A 16998-nucleotide genomic window follows, 5' to 3' on the forward strand; every position below is an offset into this window, starting at 1 on the left:
CGGTGGAGGCGGGACGGCTCCGAGCGCCACATCCCGCGCGACGCGCTCTTCCTCCGGCTCCGGACCTCCTTCCTCGTGAAGCAGCTCCCCGGTGGGAGTGGAGGGCCCCTGACGGGCACTCTGGAGCAATTTCTCGAGGTCCTGCTCACTGAGGATCCTCGGGTCCGCCAGGCCATCGCGCAGGTCCGCGACGTTCACCTCGCCGGGGTCGATGACGCCGGGGGCGGTGACGGGCGCGGCGAGGCCGGCCTTGAGGAAGCTCTCCGGAGGCGCTTGCGGCTTCGGCGCGGGGGCCACGGGCGGTGGCGTCGAGCCCCGCTCACAACCCGCCATGACGAGGCACAGCAGCAGCACGGCGGTGGAAAGGCGCGTGAGGTGCATGTTCGGGGACGTTAGCCCAAGACGGTGTCGTCCGTGCATGCCCCCCGGGACGCGAGGGCCTCAGTCCAGATAACCCCAGCGGTCTTCCTCGAAGACATAGAAGGGGCGTCCGAAGGGAATCCGTTCCGTCCAGCCGAGCACGTGTCGCCCGGGGCCCACGTCATAGGTGAAGCCGAAGTGGGGGCCGGAGTACTTCGCGGGTGGCAGCTCGGGGAGGAACGCGGGGACCAGCTCCGTGAGCGCCTGGGGCAACTGGCCATGTCGCGTCTGGAAGGCCCGGCACGCGGTGATGAGGCGTTCGGCGTTGCGCCGCGCCCGCTCGCTTCCCGCGCGGTAGGGGCGCAGGACGACGAGGGCGGTCATCGCCAGGGCCGCCGTGTTCTGGGCGAGCCGGGTGGCGCCGTCTCGCAACTGGCGAAGGGTGCTCCCGAGCAACGTGGCCATGCAGCCTCCCGAGGTCCTCGCATCATCGCCCAGGCGCCATCCTCCCGGGCCATCACTGCCTATCTTTTTCGAGGACAGGAGGCCGTGATGCCAGACATCGACACGCGACAGCGAGCAGGTGAACCCTTGGAGGATGGGAGGGCCCGCGAGCAGGGCTATGAGGACGAGGTTCCCGGCCATACGCCAGGAGTGGCCGAGGGAGACGACGAAGCGGTACCCCAGCGTGCCCACGCTTTTCCGGACCCGGACAAGACGCCCGGTTGTGCGGAGGGTTGACTGGTCGACGCTTCATCCAGGCATGACGTGCTTGGATTTACCGACCTGGCCTGACAGTCTCCCCGCGTCATCGTTCACAGTGAGGGCGCGTCGCCATGGGGATGGAAGGCCGGTCGGTGCCGGAGGTGGACCAGGCTGCGCTCGCTCCGACGGGACCGCCCGTCCAGGTCGACACGGTCGCCGTCGACAAACCGTCTGTCGGGGGGCGTCTGCTCGCGACGCTGGGGAGCCGGCACGTCCGGCTGTTCCTGGCGCTCATCTGGGGCGTGCTGCTGTTCGTGGCCTTCCAGCCCGGACTGATGTCGGCGGACTCGCTCAGCATGCTGTGGCAGGGCCGGACCGGGGAGTACACGGACTGGCATTCGCCCTTCTACGCCTTCTTGTTGGGCAAGGCCTTCCTGCTGACGGGCTCGACGTGGCCGGTGATGGCCTTCCAACTCCTGGGGCTGGCGCTGGGGCCGGTGGTGTTGCTCGGAGGTGTCTCGGGGCGTCGCGGGCTGGCCGCGCTCGCGTTGCTGGGCGTGTACTGGGTCCTTCCCAGCACCTGGGCGGTGGGGGTGACGCTCTGGAAGGACGTGTTCAACGCGGTGGCCCTGCTCTGGACGGTGGTGTTGCTCACGCGGGGACGACCGGGATGGGCCTTCGCGTGCCTCGTCGCCGCGACGCTGACGCGGCACAACGCCATCACCGCCAGCATGTTGCTGGTGCCCATGGTGGTGGCGCGCGTGCCCGTGCTGATGAAGGACCGGAGCCGTCCCGTCATCGCGGGTGTGTTGCTCCTCGCGGTGCTGGCGATAGCACCGGGCTTCATCGAGCGCGCCGCCAGCGTGCGCAAGACATGGATTGGCGGCGCGCTGCTGGTGTTCGACGTGGCGGGCGTCTATGCGCGCGAGCCGGCGGCGATGGAGGGCTCGCCGCTCGTGGCGCGGTGGAAGTGGGACGCGGACAAGCTGGGCTACCTCTATGACCCGCGCGCGGTGTCGCCGATTCTGTGGGGAGACCCGGCGCGGGGCGCCATCTCCACCGAAGAGGTCCTCGCGGCGAAGGAGCCCCTGACGCGGGAGTGGCTCCGCGTCGTGCGCGCCTACCCGGGGGCCTATCTGCGGCATCGGTGGGCGTCGTATGTCGCGAACCTGGGCCTGGAGGGCTTCTCCGACTCCTACTATCGGGACAACGGGAGCTACCACCGGCAGATCGACCCGAACGAGCTGGGCCTGAAGCTGCGAAAGCACACCGCGGTCCACCGGGGCTTCGTGGCCATGCGAGAGGCCTGGTCCAATGCCATCGCCCGTGGAGGGCCGTGGCTGGTGCTCGCGGTCGTGCTGGCCGGCGTGGGCTGGAGACGTCGCGCGCGGGATGGCGGACTGATGTTCTGCGTGGCCGCTTCCGGAGTCATCTACGCGCTGGCGTACCTCCCCGTGAGCGTGAGCGCCGAGTACCGCTTCTATTACTGGACCGCCATCTCCGTGTTCGCCGCCGCGGCGCTGTGGCTGGCTCGGCCCCCGTCGCGCACGGCGTAGCGTTGTGTACGCCGTGTGTGGCGCATCGGGTCAGCCCTCCGAGGAGGCGTGTGACTCGGGGTGTGGCTCCGTGCGGGCAGGGGTGGCCCGGGTGAATAGACGGGAGGGGGCCCCGTCAGACTGTACAGAACGCGGCGCAACCCGCTGCGAAGGAGGTCGTCATGTACAGCAAGCTGAAGCGAGTCTTGGTGGTGTGCTCCCTCACGGTGGCTTCTCCTGTCCTCGCGCAGTCGGTGCATGGTGCCTCCCCCGTCACGACCTCGGGCGTCACCGAGTGGGTTCGCGACCAGCGCATCGAATCGCGCTCCAGCGCGGAGCGGGCGCGGCTGGAGCGTGAGCGGGCCGAGCGCGAGCGGCAGGCCCGGCTGGAGCGCGAGCGGCAGGCGCGGTTGGAACGGGAGCGGCAGGCCCGGCTGGAGCGCGAGCGGCAGGCGCGGGTGGAGCGTGAGCGCATCGAGCGTGAGCGGGCCCGCATCGAGCGTGAGCGTCTGGCGCGGATGGAGCGTGAGCGGGCGGAGCGCGAGCGGCAGGCTCGGGTGGAGCGGGAGCGTCGTGAGCGGGCGGAGTGCGCGCGCTACGGGCATGCGCGCTGCGACACGTACTCCCGGCATGGTTAGGCGGCACCGCGTCATGAAGACCGGGGGCTGAAGTCGACAGCCCTCGGTTGACGCACGCAGGCCGTGGGCGTCTGCTGGATGGATGTCAGATTCTGCTTCTTCCGCGCCCGCGCACGTCGCCGATGCCCGCCCGGTGGATGCCACCGAGCGGGTGACGCTGCTGGATGCGCTGCGTGGTTTCGCGCTGTGCGGCGTCTTCGTTTCCAACAGCGTGTCCTGGTTCAGCGGCAGGGTGATGATGCCGCGAGAGCAGGCCCAGGCCCTCGCGGCACCCCTCTTCGAGACGGTGGTCTCGGGCCTGTACCAGTTCTTCGTGAACCAGAAGTTCGTGACGTTGTTCTCGTTCCTCTTCGGGCTGGGCTTCAGCATCCAGCTCGCCCGTGCGCAGGCGCGAGGCTCCTCGATTGTCCGGCTCTACGCGCGGCGCCTGCTGGTGCTGCTGGCGATAGGGCTGACCCACCAGTACGCCATCTGGTCCGGAGACATCCTCCACACCTACGCGATGGTGGGCTTCGCGCTGCTGTTGTTCCGGAGCCGCTCGAACACGACGGTGCTCATCTGGGCGGTGGCGATGATGGCGGTGGTTCCGCTGGTGATTCCGGCGCTGGAGCGCTTCATCCCCGTCTGGCTGCACGGCGCGGAGGCCGCGGGGGAGGCGGCGAAGGCGACCCGGGCCCTGGAGACGGCGTCTCGCGCGCGGCTGTTCGAGGCGCTCTCCAGCGACTCGTTCTGGACGGCGCTCACGGGGATGGCTCGCTTCAACACCGAGTCGTTCCTGCGCATCAACCGGCTCGTCTGGATGAGCCTCGTCCTGGGGCGGTTCCTGTTCGGCTTGCTGGCGGGCCGCCTCCTGTTGCTCCAGGACATCGAAGGCAACCGTCGCCTGCACCAGCGGCTGCTGTTCTGGGGGCTGTTCCTGGGGGTGATTGGCAACGGGCTGGGGTTGGTCGTGTGGCGGTTGCGCGCGATGGGGATGGGGGACCTCATCGACCGTGACTGGATGATGGTGCTGACCGTGGTGCAGGAGCTGGGCTGCCTGGCGCTGGGCGGGGCCTACGTCGCCCTGTTCGCGCTGCTGTCCCGGCGAGGCTGGGTGCAGCGCGTCTTCAACGTGCTGATGCCCGTGGGGCGGATGGCGCTCTCGAACTACCTGCTGCAGTCCGTGGTGAGTGTCTGGCTCTACAACGGATGGGGGCTGGGGCTCATCGGGAAGGTGCCTCCGTCGACGAGCATCTTCCTGGCCCTGGGCATCTTCGCCGTGCAGATAGTCCTCAGCCACTTGTGGATGGCCCGCTTCCGCTTCGGTCCCGCCGAGTGGCTGTGGCGCTCGCTCACCTATGGCAAGGCCCAGCCCATGCGACTGCCGACGAGCCCCGGTGAGGTCGGAGCCGCGCCCTCCTCGTGAGAAGGGCGGGGTGACGCGAGATACTTTCCTGGCGTGTCCGGGAGCTTCCGGTGCGCCCTGACGTGGAGGTCGTGTCATGACGCTGCGAACGCGAGGCGTGGTGCTGCTGCTGTCCGCCGTGGGGCTGGGCGCATGTGGAGGCTCGACGGAGGAGCCCTCCTCGCTCCCCCCCGAGTCGTCTGGAGTCATTGCGTCCGCCGTGGTGCCACCCTGCACGGGCACCAATGCGTGGGCCACGATGGGACACGATGGACGCCGCTCCTTCACCTCGGATGGCTGCGCGTGGCATCCGCTGACCAAGCTCTGGGAGTTCGCGCCCACCGCGGGAGCCGGGCGTTCCGTGCAAGGCGTGGAGCGGGCGGTGGCGGACACCGACGGCGTCTATCTGGCGTGGAACTCCAATCCCAACTACGTCGGCTCGGGTGGAAGCCCCGCCCTGGAGAAGATCGCCCCGGCCACGGGCGCCAGCGTGTGGAGCGTCGACCGGCAGCTCAATGACAACCGGGGACATTGGCCCTCCTTCTTCGCATACGAGAAGCTCGTGGGCGGCGGTGTCTACGAGGCGCGTGACGGAGTCGTCCGCAACGACGACGGCATCCGGACCTGGAGCAAGCAGTTCGGCGCCAACTACTACTCGGGCGGCACCACTCCCTATGCGGAGTACGAGCAGGCGAACAACGACAGCTGGGGCCAGTCGCTGTCGGACGGCACGCGCCTGTGGGTCTACAACCAGCTCCACTACCATGGCCCCAAGCTGGGCCTGCGCTCGTTCGACAAGCGCGGCAACCTCCTGCTGGAGCTGAACACCTACGGGTACTACGGCGGCACGCGAGTCTTCCCCCAGCATCAGTGGGACACCGCGGAAGACCGCCTGGGCTCCATCGCCACGGACAACGGCTTCATCTACCTGGCGGCCATCTACAACTTCCAGTGCTCGACGAATTGCTCGGCGACCGAGCCGCGTCCCTTCGCGTCGGGTCTGTTCGGTTGGGACCTCGCCACCGGGACACCTCGTTGGCCTCGCGTCGCGCTGGAGCCCGCGAGCAACATCAGCGTGGCCGGCAATCGCATCTACCTGCTGGAGCGGGATCTGGCCACCGGCACGGTGACGTTCAACATCCGCAATGCCGGTTACAACGGCGCCAGTCTCTTCCGCTCCCCGCCGTTTCCCAGCTCGCAAATCACCGGGTATCAGGCACCCGTGCTGGTGGGCGGCCGAGCCATCATCGCGGTGCAGGAGAGCTCCGGTCCCAACGCGGGCACCGTGCTCTATTCCTTCGACGCCCTCTCGGGTGGCACGCCGCTGACGGCGGCGCTTCCGGGGGTCTACGATGTCATCGTCCCGTACTACGGAAGAGACCTCCTGGATTTTTCCATTACGCCCTTCGCGGGCAAGCGCAGCACGTCCATCGCCGCCGCGTCGGGGACGAAGGACGCATCGGGAGCGAGCGTCCCCACGCTGGTCATCACCTCGCGCACGGGGCTGCACGTCGTCGCCGTCTCGACACTCGCGACGCTGTGGAGCGCGACCAAGCTGGCGTTGGTGGGGACCGCGGACGGGGGTTCACTCAGGGACCCTGTCATCGTGAAGGACCGGGTCTATGTGGTGGACCGGAACAAGGTATACGCCCTGGGGCTGTAGCCGAGGCGATGTCGCCCGGCTGGATGAGAGGAAGCATGATGCGACGGTGGGTGTTGCTGGCGTTCTGTGTCTCCACGCGCGTGTGGGCGCAGGACTATCGCGCTTGCAAGGAGCTGTTCGTGTCCCCGCTGGCGGTGAAGGTGGGGACGACGAACCCCGGTGGCTCGTCCTGGGACGAAGGTTCCGCGGCGGACCCGGAGCTGTCCGCGATGGCCGTCGACGTCGAAGGTGCCTCACCCGTCGTCATCGGCCCGAAGCAGGAGGACACCGGCAGCCTGCGGTGGAACAGCCTCTTCCTCGAAGAGACGCGCTCGGGAGCCTGGCTCCCGGTGGGAGTGGGAGGCTCGCTGAGCCTGCTGCTCACCGACGCGGACGAAGGCATGTCGGACTTCATCGGCGCCTTCGCCGTCACGGTTCCGGAGTCGCTCGCGAGCACGGGCACGGCGTTCCTCTCCGTTCCTTCCAGCGGCGCGCCGCAGGTGCCGCTCGCGCTGCGCATCTCCGCGTCGGATGGCAAGCGACCGTGCGCGGGGCTGGAGAAGGTGGGCCCGGCCCGCTACGAGCTCCCCGCTCCCTCCTTCACCGCGCGGGTGGATTCAGCCCTGCTGGAGAAGCTCCGCGCGGCCCAGCGCTGCAAGGCGGGGAGCACCCAGGCCGAGTGCAAGGCGGAGGGCTATGAGGTGCTCTACACGCAGGAGCTGCTCAAGGACACCTGGGTGACGGTGGTGTCCATCGGGCCGTTCGAGGGTGGCGCGGGCAAGGTCTTCGCGGTGGCGCTCGGCATCGAGCCCGCGCGTCGCCAGGTGGCACACGTGGGGCGTTGCGACGCGTTGAAGAAGGCGCCCTCCCTGGGAGAAGCGCTGCTCTGTCGGCAGGGCACCAAGGGGACGCTCATCATCGTGGAGAAGGGCAAGGCCCGGACGCGGCCCGCCACGGCTCGTGAGCTGGAGGCGTTGAAGGACGCCGAGCCCGCGCCTGTCGAGCCCGCGCCCGCCGAGCCCGCGCCCGCCGAGCCCGCGCCCGCCGAGCCCGCGCCCGCCGAGCCCGCGGCTCCCGCTCCTTGAGGTTGTCCTGGCCAGACGAGGCAACCGGAGCGCAAGGCTCCGGTCGTCGACGCCGGGAGTCAGGCTTGCGGTCTCATCGTCGCGAGCACCGCGCCGATGCCGATGAGCGCGAGGCCTGACAGTCGTTCACGCCAGACCAGGGCACGGGGTGAGCTGGAGACGCGACCTCCAGCCACGCCCAACCCCGCGTAGACGGCGAGCACCGGCACCTCCACGACGATGCAGGAGATTCCGTAGACGGTGAACTGCAAGCCCGCGTGGGGGCCCGGGTGGATGAACTGCGGGAGCAGTGAGCCGAAGAACAGGATGGACTTGGGGTTGGCGAGCTGCTTCGCGAAGCCCTGCACGAAGGCCCCGCGCCACAGGGGCGGCTTCGGACGCTGCTCCAGCGACAAGGTGTGCTTCGCGGAGAGCAGCGTCCTCACGCCCAGGTAGACGAGGTAGGCCGCGCCCGCATAGCGGATGCCGTAGAACGCGAAGGGCGACGCGGCCAGCGCCGCGCCAAGGCCCGCGACGGAGATGAGGAAGTACACGGCGTTGCCGGCCTGGATGCCCAACGCGGCGCTCATCCCGGTGCGAAACCCCCGCGACATCGCTTGGGAGACCACCAGCAACACGGCGGGGCCCGGGGTGATGGCGAAGAGGGTGATGGTCAGGGTGAACGTTGCCCAGAGGGTAAGGTCCATGGCGTGGCGGCGTGGCCGGAAAGGGCTCCGGACCGGACGCGGCACCCTAGGGACGCGGAGCGCTCACTTCAAATGACGCGTGCGCGACGTCTGCCCCCGGGGGCCACCTCGCCGCTGGAATGGCGACGTTTCGAGGACTGTCACCCGCGGAGGCCGTGGAGCTCCCTGGCGCAAACCAGGCGTTGCATCAGGCCTCGCTCGTGGTCTGCTCGGCCTCAGGATGGGGCCGGGGCTGATGAGGAGCGTCACACGTGAAGAAGACGTACGTTGGAAGCTGTCACTGCGGGGCGGTCCGCTACGAAGCGGACGTCGACCTGAGCCAGGGCACCTACAAGTGCAACTGCTCCATCTGCACCAAGGCGCGGCTGTGGCACGCCGTCATCGGTCCCGAGGACTTCCGCCTCCTGTCCGGTGAGGCCGAACTCACCGAGTACCAGTTCCACACCAAGCAGCTCCATCACCTGTTCTGCAAGCACTGTGGCGTGCACTCCTTTGGCTGGGGTGACGACACGGACCTGGGGAAGTTCTACACCATCAAGGTCAACTGCCTCGACGACGTGGACCTCGACGAGCTGGCGCGCGCACCCCTCACCTACGTCAACGGACGGGAAGGGCGACGGCTTCAAGAAACCGCCGGCCGAAGTCCCGCACCGCTGAACCCGTCGACACGAACAGGATGATGCCCATGAAGCTCTACGACGAACTGGCCGAGTGGTGGCCCCTGGTCTCTCCCCCGAGCGACTACGCGGAGGAGGCATCCGAGTATCGCCGCCTGCTGCTCGCGGGCGCGACGGGCCCGCTGGTGACGCTGTTGGAGCTGGGCAGCGGGGGTGGCAACAACGCCAGCTTCCTCAAGCGGGACTTCCAGCTCACGCTGGTGGAGCCCTCGGAGGGCATGCGCAAGCACAGCCGCGAGCTGAATCCCGAGTGCGAGCACCTGCCCGGTGACATGCGCACCGTGCGTCTGGGCCGCGAGTTCGACGCCGTGTTCATCCATGACGCCGTCGAGTACATGACCACGGAGGAGGACCTGCGCGCGGCGCTGGAGACGGCGGCCATTCACCTGCGCCCGGGTGGCGTCGTCCTGGTGGCTCCGGACGCGACGCAAGAGAGCTTCGAGCCGGGGTCGATGACGGAAGGGGGCGACGAGCCCGAGGTGCCTGGGCAGGGCTCGCGTTCGCTGCGCTACCTCATGTGGACGTTGCCGACGAAGCCGGGGAGCGCGACCTCGGAGACCCACTTCGCGATGCTGCTGAAGGAGCGTGACGGCAGCATCCGCTCCGTCCACGACGTGCACCTGCATGGCCTCTTCTCGAGGGCGACGTGGCTGCGCCTCTTCGACGAACTGGGCCTCGATGCCCGCCTGGAGACGCGCACCCTGGAGGGGACGCCGTACGACACCTTCGTCGCCGTCAAGCGTCGCTAGCCGATCCACACCCGGGGGACGTCCCTGAAGCCGGCGGATCCACCGCGGGTGATAAATGGCTGAGACAAGGCACTGAAATCACGGGGAAGTGAAACCTTCTCGCAACCTTGAACTCCCCGGTGGCGATAATCCCGAAGCGCGTTGTCCGCGCTCTCCATCGGGATCCCCCACCATGGCCTCCAAGATCAGCGATACGCCTCGTCCTCTACCGACCGCGACGACGCGAGCCCCGGCCACGAAGGCTCCCTCGGAGACGCCGAACAAGGTCTCCACGCCCGACCTGAAGTGGAACAAGGACTGCTTCGAGCCGGGCAAGGCCCAGCCGCTGCCGCTCCCCAAGCCCCCGGTGTCGCTGCCCCCGTCGCTGCCCAAGCCTCCGACGCAGCCTCAGGTGCCCACGAACCCGCTGCCCCTGCCGCTGCCCAAGCCTCCGACGGACCCTCAGGTCCCGACGAACCCGCTGCCCCTGCCGCTGCCCAAGCCTCCGACGGACCCTCAGGTCCCGACGAACCCGCTGCCCCTGCCGCTCCCCACGGACCCCCAGGTCCCGACGGAGCCGCTGCCGGAGCCCGGCCCCGTGGAGCCCACTCCCGAGCCGAAGCCCGAGCCGTCCATCACCGACTCGGACCCGATGACGCACATCGCGTACCTCGCCTCGGATGAGCTCCAGGGCCGCGACAGCCCTTCGGCGGGACTCGATGCGGCCTCCGCGTACGTGCAGGCGCACGTCGAGAAGTACGGCCTCGTGGGCCCCAACAGCAACAACCCGGAGAACCCCTTCCAGCAGAAGTTCGACGTGTTCTCCTTCGCCAGCAAGCCGGAGGCGGCGGCGGCGGGTGACGCCCGGGCGAATGGCCACGCGGAGCACAAGCAGTTCGGCCACCAGCTCTTCCAGGAGGGGTTCTACCTGGAGGAGGGGATGCCCCGCGAGACGCTGGAGATGCTCAACAAGAAGTACGAGAGCACGATGAAGGCCGAGGGGCAGCCCCTCACGCCTGCTCGCGGCGGCGGGCTGCGCAGCGTGGAGGAGCTGCGTGCGCTGGCCACGGAGTCCGGCCAGGCGGTGAACACGATGGCGATGCTGCCCGGCACCGGGCCGCACAAGGACGAGGTCATCGTGGTGATGGCCCACCTGGACCACGTGGGCACGGACCGTCGCGGCAACATCCACAACGGCGCGGACGACAACGCGTCCGGCAGCGCGGTGCTGATGGCGGCGGTGCCGGAGCTGGCCGAGGCGCAGAAGCGCGGCGAGCTGGACCGCTCCATCCTCTTCATCTGGACGGGCGCCGAGGAGAAGGGCCTGGTCGGCTCGCAGTACTTCGTCGACCACCCGATTCCGGGGCTGAGCACGGAGCAGATCTCCGGCGTCGTCAACGTGGACATGGTGGGCCGCTGGGACGACCAGCGCCTGTCCGTCGTGGACACCGACCGCAGGGGCCAGGCGAACTACTTCCGCGACGTCGTGGACCAGGCCAACGCGCAGCTCGCGGACCCGTTCGACCGCATCAACCGCGACATCAACGTGTACCGGGACCGCCAGGATGGCGCCGTCTTCGGCCGCAAGGGCGAGGACGTCCTCTTCCTCTTCGAGGGCCTGTCCAATCCCAAGGGCGGCGGCGACCTCATCCCCGAGTACCACGAGCCCGGAGACGACATCGACCTCATCCTCCGCGACAACGGCGGCGAGAAGCCGCGCCGGGTCAAGGACCTGATGGTCAACGTCATCGAGCTGGCCGCCAACCGGACCACCGCCAAGGAGTGACGTCCGCCCGGACGTGAAGCCGCCGGCCCCCGTATCCCCGGCGGCCGGCGCGCACCGCCAGGGGCTTGTCCCCAGGTCATCGCCCGTCGAGACTCGATGCCATGTCCGCAGGTACTCCAGCGCCGCGTCCGTGGTTCGCCTTCTCCGTCGACCTGTCCCCCGCGACGGCGCGTGAGCGCCTGCCGGGCCTGCCCTCCGCGCCCACGTTGCCGGAGGGGGAGCTGGCCGAGGCGCTCGACGTGGACGTCGTCTATGACGTGCCCTCGCACGCCTGGGGCGGCAAGGTGGCCCGGTTGGTGGACGCCCCGGGCAAATCCCTTCCCGGGCTGCTGCGGCGCGTGTCAGCGGAGACGTGGGACGCCGTGAGCCGGCTGGAGTCGGTGCTCGCCGAGGCCACCACGTCCCGGCCCGTCAAGGTGCGCACGGCCACCGGCGCCGTCCTCTCCGCCCACGCCTTCACCGCTCCAGCCCGCGGTGGCCCTCCCGCGCAGGGCCCCGTCAGCGAGGCCTTCCTCGTCACCGTGGCCCTCGCCGCCGAGCGCTCCGGCCTCCCGGCGGACTACGTGGAGCGCCTCCAGGCCGAGGCCCGAATCGTGGGAACGCTCCAACAGGCGAAGGCGGACGCACGCTCCGTCCCAGGCTCTCCCGCGAAGAAGCCGTGATCTCACTTTTGTAGAAAAAAGGTGGGGCGATGACGCAACCCGGTATCGCTCGCGACCGACCATAGCTCTACCAGGGCCTCATTCCGTTCCTCTCCTGGGCGGCCCAAGGATGCCTCTCGCATGACGACGCTGCGACCCACTGCTCGCCCCAGCACCCCGCCCACCGCCACGGTCGCCCCGGCGGACACCGCGTCCACCAACGTCGTGACGCCGAGGGGCGGCAGCTGGAACCGCTCCGCCGCTCGCGAGGTCCCCATCTCCGAGCTCCAGACGAAGTTCGGCTGGACGGAGCAGAGCTGGGAGACCGGCCTGCTGAAGGCGGCGGACGCGGCGGGCAGCAAGACGCGCGGAGGCAATGGCCAGGTGTCCGCGGCTGAAATCGAGGCCTACCTCGCCGCGCCCACGGACGGGCGCTACCTCACCTCCACGGCGCTCCAGCAGGGCCGCGCCGCGGTGGACGCGAAGCTGGCCAAGGGCGGCGGCGCGCCCGTGGACGTGGATGCCTTCGACTCCAAGTGGCAGGACGGGCTGGCGAAGCGCGCCGACCTCCTGGGTGGCAACAGCGACGGCAAGGTCACCCAGGACGAGCTGGCGGCCTACATCCAGAAGTCCAAGGCGAACCAGGTGGACGGCACGCGGTGGGTGCCGGATCAGCAGATGGCCGCCTTCCAGAGCCGCGTCGCGGAGTCCGCCGGAGAAGTGGACCCGCTGCGTCCCACGGGTGGCGAGGGCAAGGGGTTGGAGCTGGTGAAGCAGTACTCACGACTGATGCTGGACGAGGGGAAGAACGTCCCCACCTTCGTGAGCTACCTGCTGTCCGCCGCCGACATCAAGGAGACGCCCGCCGAGGTGGACCGCACGAAGAGCACCTTCGTGAGAGACCCGTTGTTGGGCAGCAAGGGCGTCACCGACTCCGACTACAACAACATGGGCTTCGACCGCGGGCACATGAAGGCCGCCGAGGACTCCCCCAACCAGGAGGCGATGAACGAGAGTCACCAGATGACCAACATCGCCCCCCAGCACGGCAACCACAACCAGCAGGTGTGGCGCACGCTGGAGCGGGCCGTGACGGACCTGGTGAAGGAGACCGGCGGCAAGGCGCACATCCTGACCGGCAACCTGTTCCTGGGCGCGGATGGCAAGCCGCTGCCCCCGGAGTCGGTGGAGACGACGGGCGCCAGGGACCGCAAGATTGGCGTGCCCACGCACAACTTCAAGACGGTGCTGCTGGAGCTGCCCAACGGCAACGTGACGATGTTCGCGTACATGGTGCCCAACGTGAAGGACGGGCCCTCGAAGAAGGACGCCATCATCCCGCTGCTGGAGTCCTCGCGCGTGCCGGTGGACCAGCTCGAGCAACTGCTGGGGCAGGACCTCTACGCGCAGCTCCCCAAGAGCGTGCAGGAGAAGCTGGAGAAGGACACGTCCGCCCCCGGCGCCTTCCAGCTCCAGGGCAGCGAGTACCAGTCCGTCACGCTGCTCACGAAGCGGTAGTGCCTCCCGCGCACCGGGCCTTCTCCCACCGGCCCGGTGACGCGCGGTTCGCCTTCAGGGCGCAGTGGGCAGGGCGATGTAGTGCTTGCCCAGCTCGTTCAGGACGCCAGGCGCGCCCAGGAGGCTCGCGAAGCACGGGTCATTGGTCCACCGTCCGGTGAACCACGCGTAGCGGAACACGTCCGCGCGGCGCTCGCAGACGGCCACCATCTCCGTCATCTGCGCCTTCGCCTTGGCGACCGAGTCGATTTGCGCGCCATCCTGTTGCTGGTGGCAGTTGGCGAACTCGGTGACCCAGAACGGCTTGCCGTACTTGGTGAGGCGGTTGAGCTGGCCATCGAGCCCGTAGTCGTACCAGTGGAACGCCAGGTAATCGATGCGCGGCTCGCGGTTGCCGTTCTCCGCGCGATACGCGGCGAAGAAGGCATCCAGCCAGACCACGGGGTCCTGGTACCCCGACACCGTGCCCCAGTTCATCGCCGGGCCCACCAGCTTCACGCCCGTGTTGGTGGCGACGCTCTCGTACCGGGGCCACAGCCGCGCGGCGGCCTGCGGCGTCATGTTCGCCTGGTCCCTCAGGTTCGGCTCGTTGAGCAGCAGCAGGTACTCGATGTGGGGATTGTCCCGGAGCATCGTCTCGATGCGCGCGGCGTCGAAGTCGCCGTTCCAGAGCATGGGGATGAAGTCCATGCCGTAGCGGGTGCGGAAGTCCGTCGGCACATGGGTGTTGGGCCGGGAACTCCAGTTGTACCACCAGCTCACTCCTGGGGAGACGGCCGCCATGTCCTCGGGCGTCGCCAGGTCGAAGGCGATGCCGCGCTTGGCGCTCTTGATGAGCGGAGGCGTCTGGGTGCCCGCGTCCTCGGTGGAGGGACGCCCGGACTTGATGGGGTCCGCCGGGTCGCAACCCAGGAGCAGGTACAACGCGATGGAGAAGGGTGCGAGCCAGCGTCTCATGTGCCGTCACCTCCGCCCGCGAGGGCGCGTGGAGACGGTCATCCTAGTGCGAGGAATGGCGCGGTGCGGCTCTTCGATGAGGCGGCGATTTGGGCGGGTGTCCCCGCGGCGACGATGTGGCCCCCTTCGTCTCCGGCGCCGGGCCCCAGGTCGATGACCCAGTCGCTCGCGGCGACGACGCGCATGTCGTGCTCGACGAGGATGACGGTGTTGCCCGCCTCCACCAGCCCGTCGAGCTGCGCCATCAGCTTGTCCACGTCCGCGGGGTGCAGGCCCGTGGTGGGCTCGTCCAGGACATAGAGGGAGTGGCCTCGCTGCGTGCGTTGCAGCTCCGTGGCCAGCTTGATGCGCTGGGCCTCGCCGCCGGAGAGCTCCGTCGCGGGCTGGCCCAGGCGCAGGTAGCCCAGGCCCACCTCGCGCAGGACACCCAGGGCGCGGTGGACGTGGGGCTCCTCGGTGAAGAACGCGTGGGCCGCGTCCACCGTCATGCCCAGCACGTCGGCGATGTTCTTCCCCCGGTAGCGGATCTCCAGCGTCTTCGCGTTGTAGCGGGCGCCGTGGCAGGTGGGGCAGGGCGCGTAGACGCTGGGCAGGAACAGCAGCTCCACGCTCACGAAGCCCTCGCCCTCGCACGTCTCGCAGCGGCCCTTGGCCACGTTGAAGGAGAAGCGCCCGGCGTCGTACTTGCGTGATTTCGCCGCCGGTGTCGCGGCGAAGAGCTTGCGGACATGGTCGAACAGGCCCGTGTACGTCGCCAGGTTGGAGCGCGGCGTGCGGCCGATGGGCTTCTGGTCCACGCGCACCATCCGGTGGATGTCCTCCAGTCCCTCGGTGATTCGGCCGCCCGTCGTCACCACCTCGGAGCGCTCCAGCAGCTCGCCCTCCTCCTCGTCCTCGGGAGGCTCGTGGCCCAGGTGCGCGGCCACCAGCTCCACCAGCACCTGGCTCACCAGGCTCGACTTGCCGGAGCCGGAGATGCCCGTCACGGTGGTGAAGACGCCCAAGGGAAAGTCGGCGCTCAGGCCGTTCAGGTTGTTGCGGGAGACGCCTCGCAGGCGCAGCCAGCCCTTGGGGGCGCGCGGAGGTCGGGGACGCGGTGCCTCGGCCTCGAAGAGGTAGCGCCGCGTCTGGGACACCTCCACGTCCTTCAGCCCGTCCAGCGGACCGCTGTAGAGGATTTGGCCGCCCTGCTCTCCGGCGGCGGGGCCCACGTCGATGACCCAGTCCGCGTGGCGGATGACGTCCACTTCGTGCTCCACGACGAAGAGCGAGTTGCCGGAGCCCTTCAGCGAGTCGAGCGCCTTGAGCAGCGCCTGCGTGTCAGCGGGATGCAGGCCCGCGGAGGGCTCGTCCAGCACGTACACCACGCCGAACAGGTTGGAGCGCACCTGGGTGGCCAGCCGGAGCCGTTGCAGCTCACCCGGGGAGAGCGTGGGTGTGGCGCGCTCCAGCGAGAGATAACCGAGGCCCAGCTCCAGCAGGACGTCCAGGCGCTCCACCAAATCCCTGGCGATGCGCTCCGTGACGAGCGCCTTCTCGGGATGCTCGCGCGTGAGCTTCTTCAGCGCGGACGCCGTCCCTTCCGCGTAGGGCTGGAGCAGGGTGGCGACGCGCTTGAGCGGCAGGCGTGACAGCTCTCCGTAGTCCAGCCCCGCGAAGGTGACGGACAGGGACTCGGTGCGCAGGCGTTTGCCGTGGCAGACGCGGCACTCACCGCTCTCCATGTAGCGCGACACGCGCTTCTTGATGAGCGGGCTCTGCGTCGTGGCGAAGGCCTGGAGCACGTACTTTCGGGCGCTGGTGAAGGTGCCCATGTAGCTGGGGGCCGTCTTGCGCTTGAGGGCCTGACGCGTCTCCGCGGGGGTGAAGCCCGCGTACACGGGGACGGTGGGCTGCTCGTCCGTGAAGAGAATCCAGTCGCGGTCCTTCTTGGGAAGGTCTCGCCACGGCGTGTCCACGTCGTAGCCAAGCGTCACCAGGATGTCGCGCAGGTTCTGCCCGTGCCACGCGGGCGGCCACCCGGCGACGGCCCGCTCGCGGATGGTGAGCGAGTCATCCGGCACCAGCGAGCGCTCCGTCACCTCGTAGACGCGACCCAGGCCGTGACAGTTCGGGCACGCTCCCGCTGGCGTGTTGGGGGAGAAGGCGTCGGAGTCGAGGTGGGGCTGGTTCGGTGGATAGGTGCCGGCGCGCGAGTACAGGAGGCGCAGGGAGTTCGACAGCGTCGTCACGCTGCCCACGGACGAGCGCGTCGTGGGGGCGCCCCGGTGTTGCTGGAGCGCGACGGCGGGAGGAAGTCCCTCGATGGAGTCCACCTCGGGGATGCCTGCCTGGTCGATGAGGCGCCGAGCGTACGGGGCCACGGATTCGAAGTAGCGCCGCTGGGCTTCCGCGTAGAGCGTCCCGAAGGCCAGCGAGGACTTGCCCGAGCCGGAGACGCCCGTGAAGACGACCAGGGCATCGCGTGGCAGGTCCACGTCCACGTGCTTCAGGTTGTGCTCGCGGGCGCCACGGACTCGGACGAAGCCTGCCCGGGTGTTGCTGGAGCTGCCTGGGATGTGGAGACGGCGGGGTCGGCTCATGGGGGACGCTCCTCCGGGCGTCCTACCGAATCTGATGCCGGAAGGCGTGGAGGAACAGGCTCCAACCGACGGAG

At 69.1% G+C, this 16998-nt stretch carries 14 protein-coding genes and 1 pseudogene; 10 read left to right on the forward strand and 5 right to left on the reverse strand.

Going from position 1 to position 16998, the window contains the following annotated elements; genetic code table 11:
- Together HUW62_RS17920 and HUW62_RS17925 are read right to left on the reverse strand one after the other, a co-directional pair.
- A pseudogene (locus HUW62_RS17920) lies at window positions 1-381 on the reverse strand (hypothetical protein); the annotation flags it as partial.
- 60 nt (window positions 382-441) lie between these two features.
- Complete coding sequence (locus tag HUW62_RS17925) at window positions 442-825, reverse strand: hypothetical protein (RefSeq protein WP_240356076.1); 384 nt, start codon at window positions 823-825, stop codon at window positions 442-444.
- Between the two features lie 371 nt (window positions 826-1196).
- Here HUW62_RS17925 and HUW62_RS17930 point away from each other — a divergent pair, with 371 nt between their 5' ends.
- The 5 genes from HUW62_RS17930 to HUW62_RS17950 all read left to right on the forward strand — a co-directional run bounded on the left by HUW62_RS17930 (window position 1197) and on the right by HUW62_RS17950 (window position 7349).
- Entirely contained in the window at window positions 1197-2621 is a 1425-nt protein-coding gene (locus HUW62_RS17930; protein ID WP_176435111.1) for a hypothetical protein, read from the forward strand.
- A 161-nt stretch (window positions 2622-2782) separates the two neighbouring features.
- Window positions 2783-3238 carry an ATP-dependent DNA helicase gene (locus HUW62_RS17935; protein ID WP_176435112.1) on the forward strand — a complete coding sequence of 152 codons (456 nt, stop codon included), beginning with the start codon at window positions 2783-2785 and terminating at the stop codon, window positions 3236-3238.
- Window positions 3239-3320: 82 nt separating this feature from the next.
- Window positions 3321-4643, forward strand: coding sequence for a DUF418 domain-containing protein (locus HUW62_RS17940; RefSeq protein WP_176435113.1), 1323 nt, complete (start codon window positions 3321-3323; stop codon window positions 4641-4643).
- Window positions 4644-4719: 76 nt separating this feature from the next.
- A complete protein-coding gene (locus tag HUW62_RS17945) occupies window positions 4720-6285 on the forward strand; it encodes a hypothetical protein (RefSeq protein ID WP_176435114.1) in 1566 nt (521 codons plus the stop codon).
- Between the two features lie 35 nt (window positions 6286-6320).
- The gene (locus tag HUW62_RS17950; RefSeq protein ID WP_176435115.1) at window positions 6321-7349 is read left to right on the forward strand and encodes a hypothetical protein; all 1029 of its coding nucleotides are present in this window, start codon (window positions 6321-6323) and stop codon (window positions 7347-7349) included.
- A 59-nt stretch (window positions 7350-7408) separates the two neighbouring features.
- Here HUW62_RS17950 and HUW62_RS17955 read toward each other — a convergent pair whose 3' ends face one another.
- Window positions 7409-8035, reverse strand: coding sequence for a LysE family translocator (locus HUW62_RS17955; RefSeq protein ID WP_163861222.1), 627 nt, complete (start codon window positions 8033-8035; stop codon window positions 7409-7411).
- Window positions 8036-8286: 251 nt separating this feature from the next.
- Here HUW62_RS17955 and HUW62_RS17960 point away from each other — a divergent pair, with 251 nt between their 5' ends.
- From HUW62_RS17960 to HUW62_RS17980, 5 genes are all read left to right on the forward strand, one after another.
- On the forward strand, window positions 8287-8715 hold the full coding sequence (locus HUW62_RS17960; protein ID WP_163861225.1) for a GFA family protein: 429 nt from the start codon (window positions 8287-8289) through the stop codon (window positions 8713-8715).
- A gap of 5 nt (window positions 8716-8720) precedes the next feature.
- Window positions 8721-9461: a trans-aconitate 2-methyltransferase gene (locus HUW62_RS17965; RefSeq protein WP_176435116.1), complete on the forward strand. Its 741-nt coding sequence runs from the start codon at window positions 8721-8723 to the stop codon at window positions 9459-9461.
- Window positions 9462-9633: 172 nt separating this feature from the next.
- A complete protein-coding gene (locus HUW62_RS17970; protein WP_163861228.1) occupies window positions 9634-11226 on the forward strand; it encodes a M28 family metallopeptidase in 1593 nt (530 codons plus the stop codon).
- 101 nt (window positions 11227-11327) lie between these two features.
- Window positions 11328-11888, forward strand: a complete 561-nt coding sequence (locus HUW62_RS17975; protein WP_163861230.1) for a gamma-glutamylcyclotransferase — start codon at window positions 11328-11330, stop codon at window positions 11886-11888.
- 120 nt (window positions 11889-12008) lie between these two features.
- Window positions 12009-13385: a DNA/RNA non-specific endonuclease gene (locus HUW62_RS17980; RefSeq protein ID WP_176435117.1), complete on the forward strand. Its 1377-nt coding sequence runs from the start codon at window positions 12009-12011 to the stop codon at window positions 13383-13385.
- 54 nt (window positions 13386-13439) lie between these two features.
- Here the strand turns inward: HUW62_RS17980 and HUW62_RS17985 are convergent, their stop codons facing one another.
- A complete protein-coding gene (locus HUW62_RS17985; RefSeq protein ID WP_176435118.1) occupies window positions 13440-14342 on the reverse strand; it encodes a glycosyl hydrolase in 903 nt (300 codons plus the stop codon).
- Between the two features lie 38 nt (window positions 14343-14380).
- Window positions 14381-16924 (reverse strand): excinuclease ABC subunit UvrA, encoded by a 2544-nt coding sequence (gene uvrA, locus HUW62_RS17990; RefSeq protein WP_176435119.1) that lies wholly within the window; start codon window positions 16922-16924, stop codon window positions 14381-14383.
- Window positions 16925-16998 lie beyond the last annotated feature (74 nt).

The sequence above is a fragment of the Myxococcus sp. AM011 genome (assembly GCF_013372595.1).
In the GTDB taxonomy this organism is placed as follows: domain Bacteria; phylum Myxococcota; class Myxococcia; order Myxococcales; family Myxococcaceae; genus Myxococcus; species Myxococcus eversor.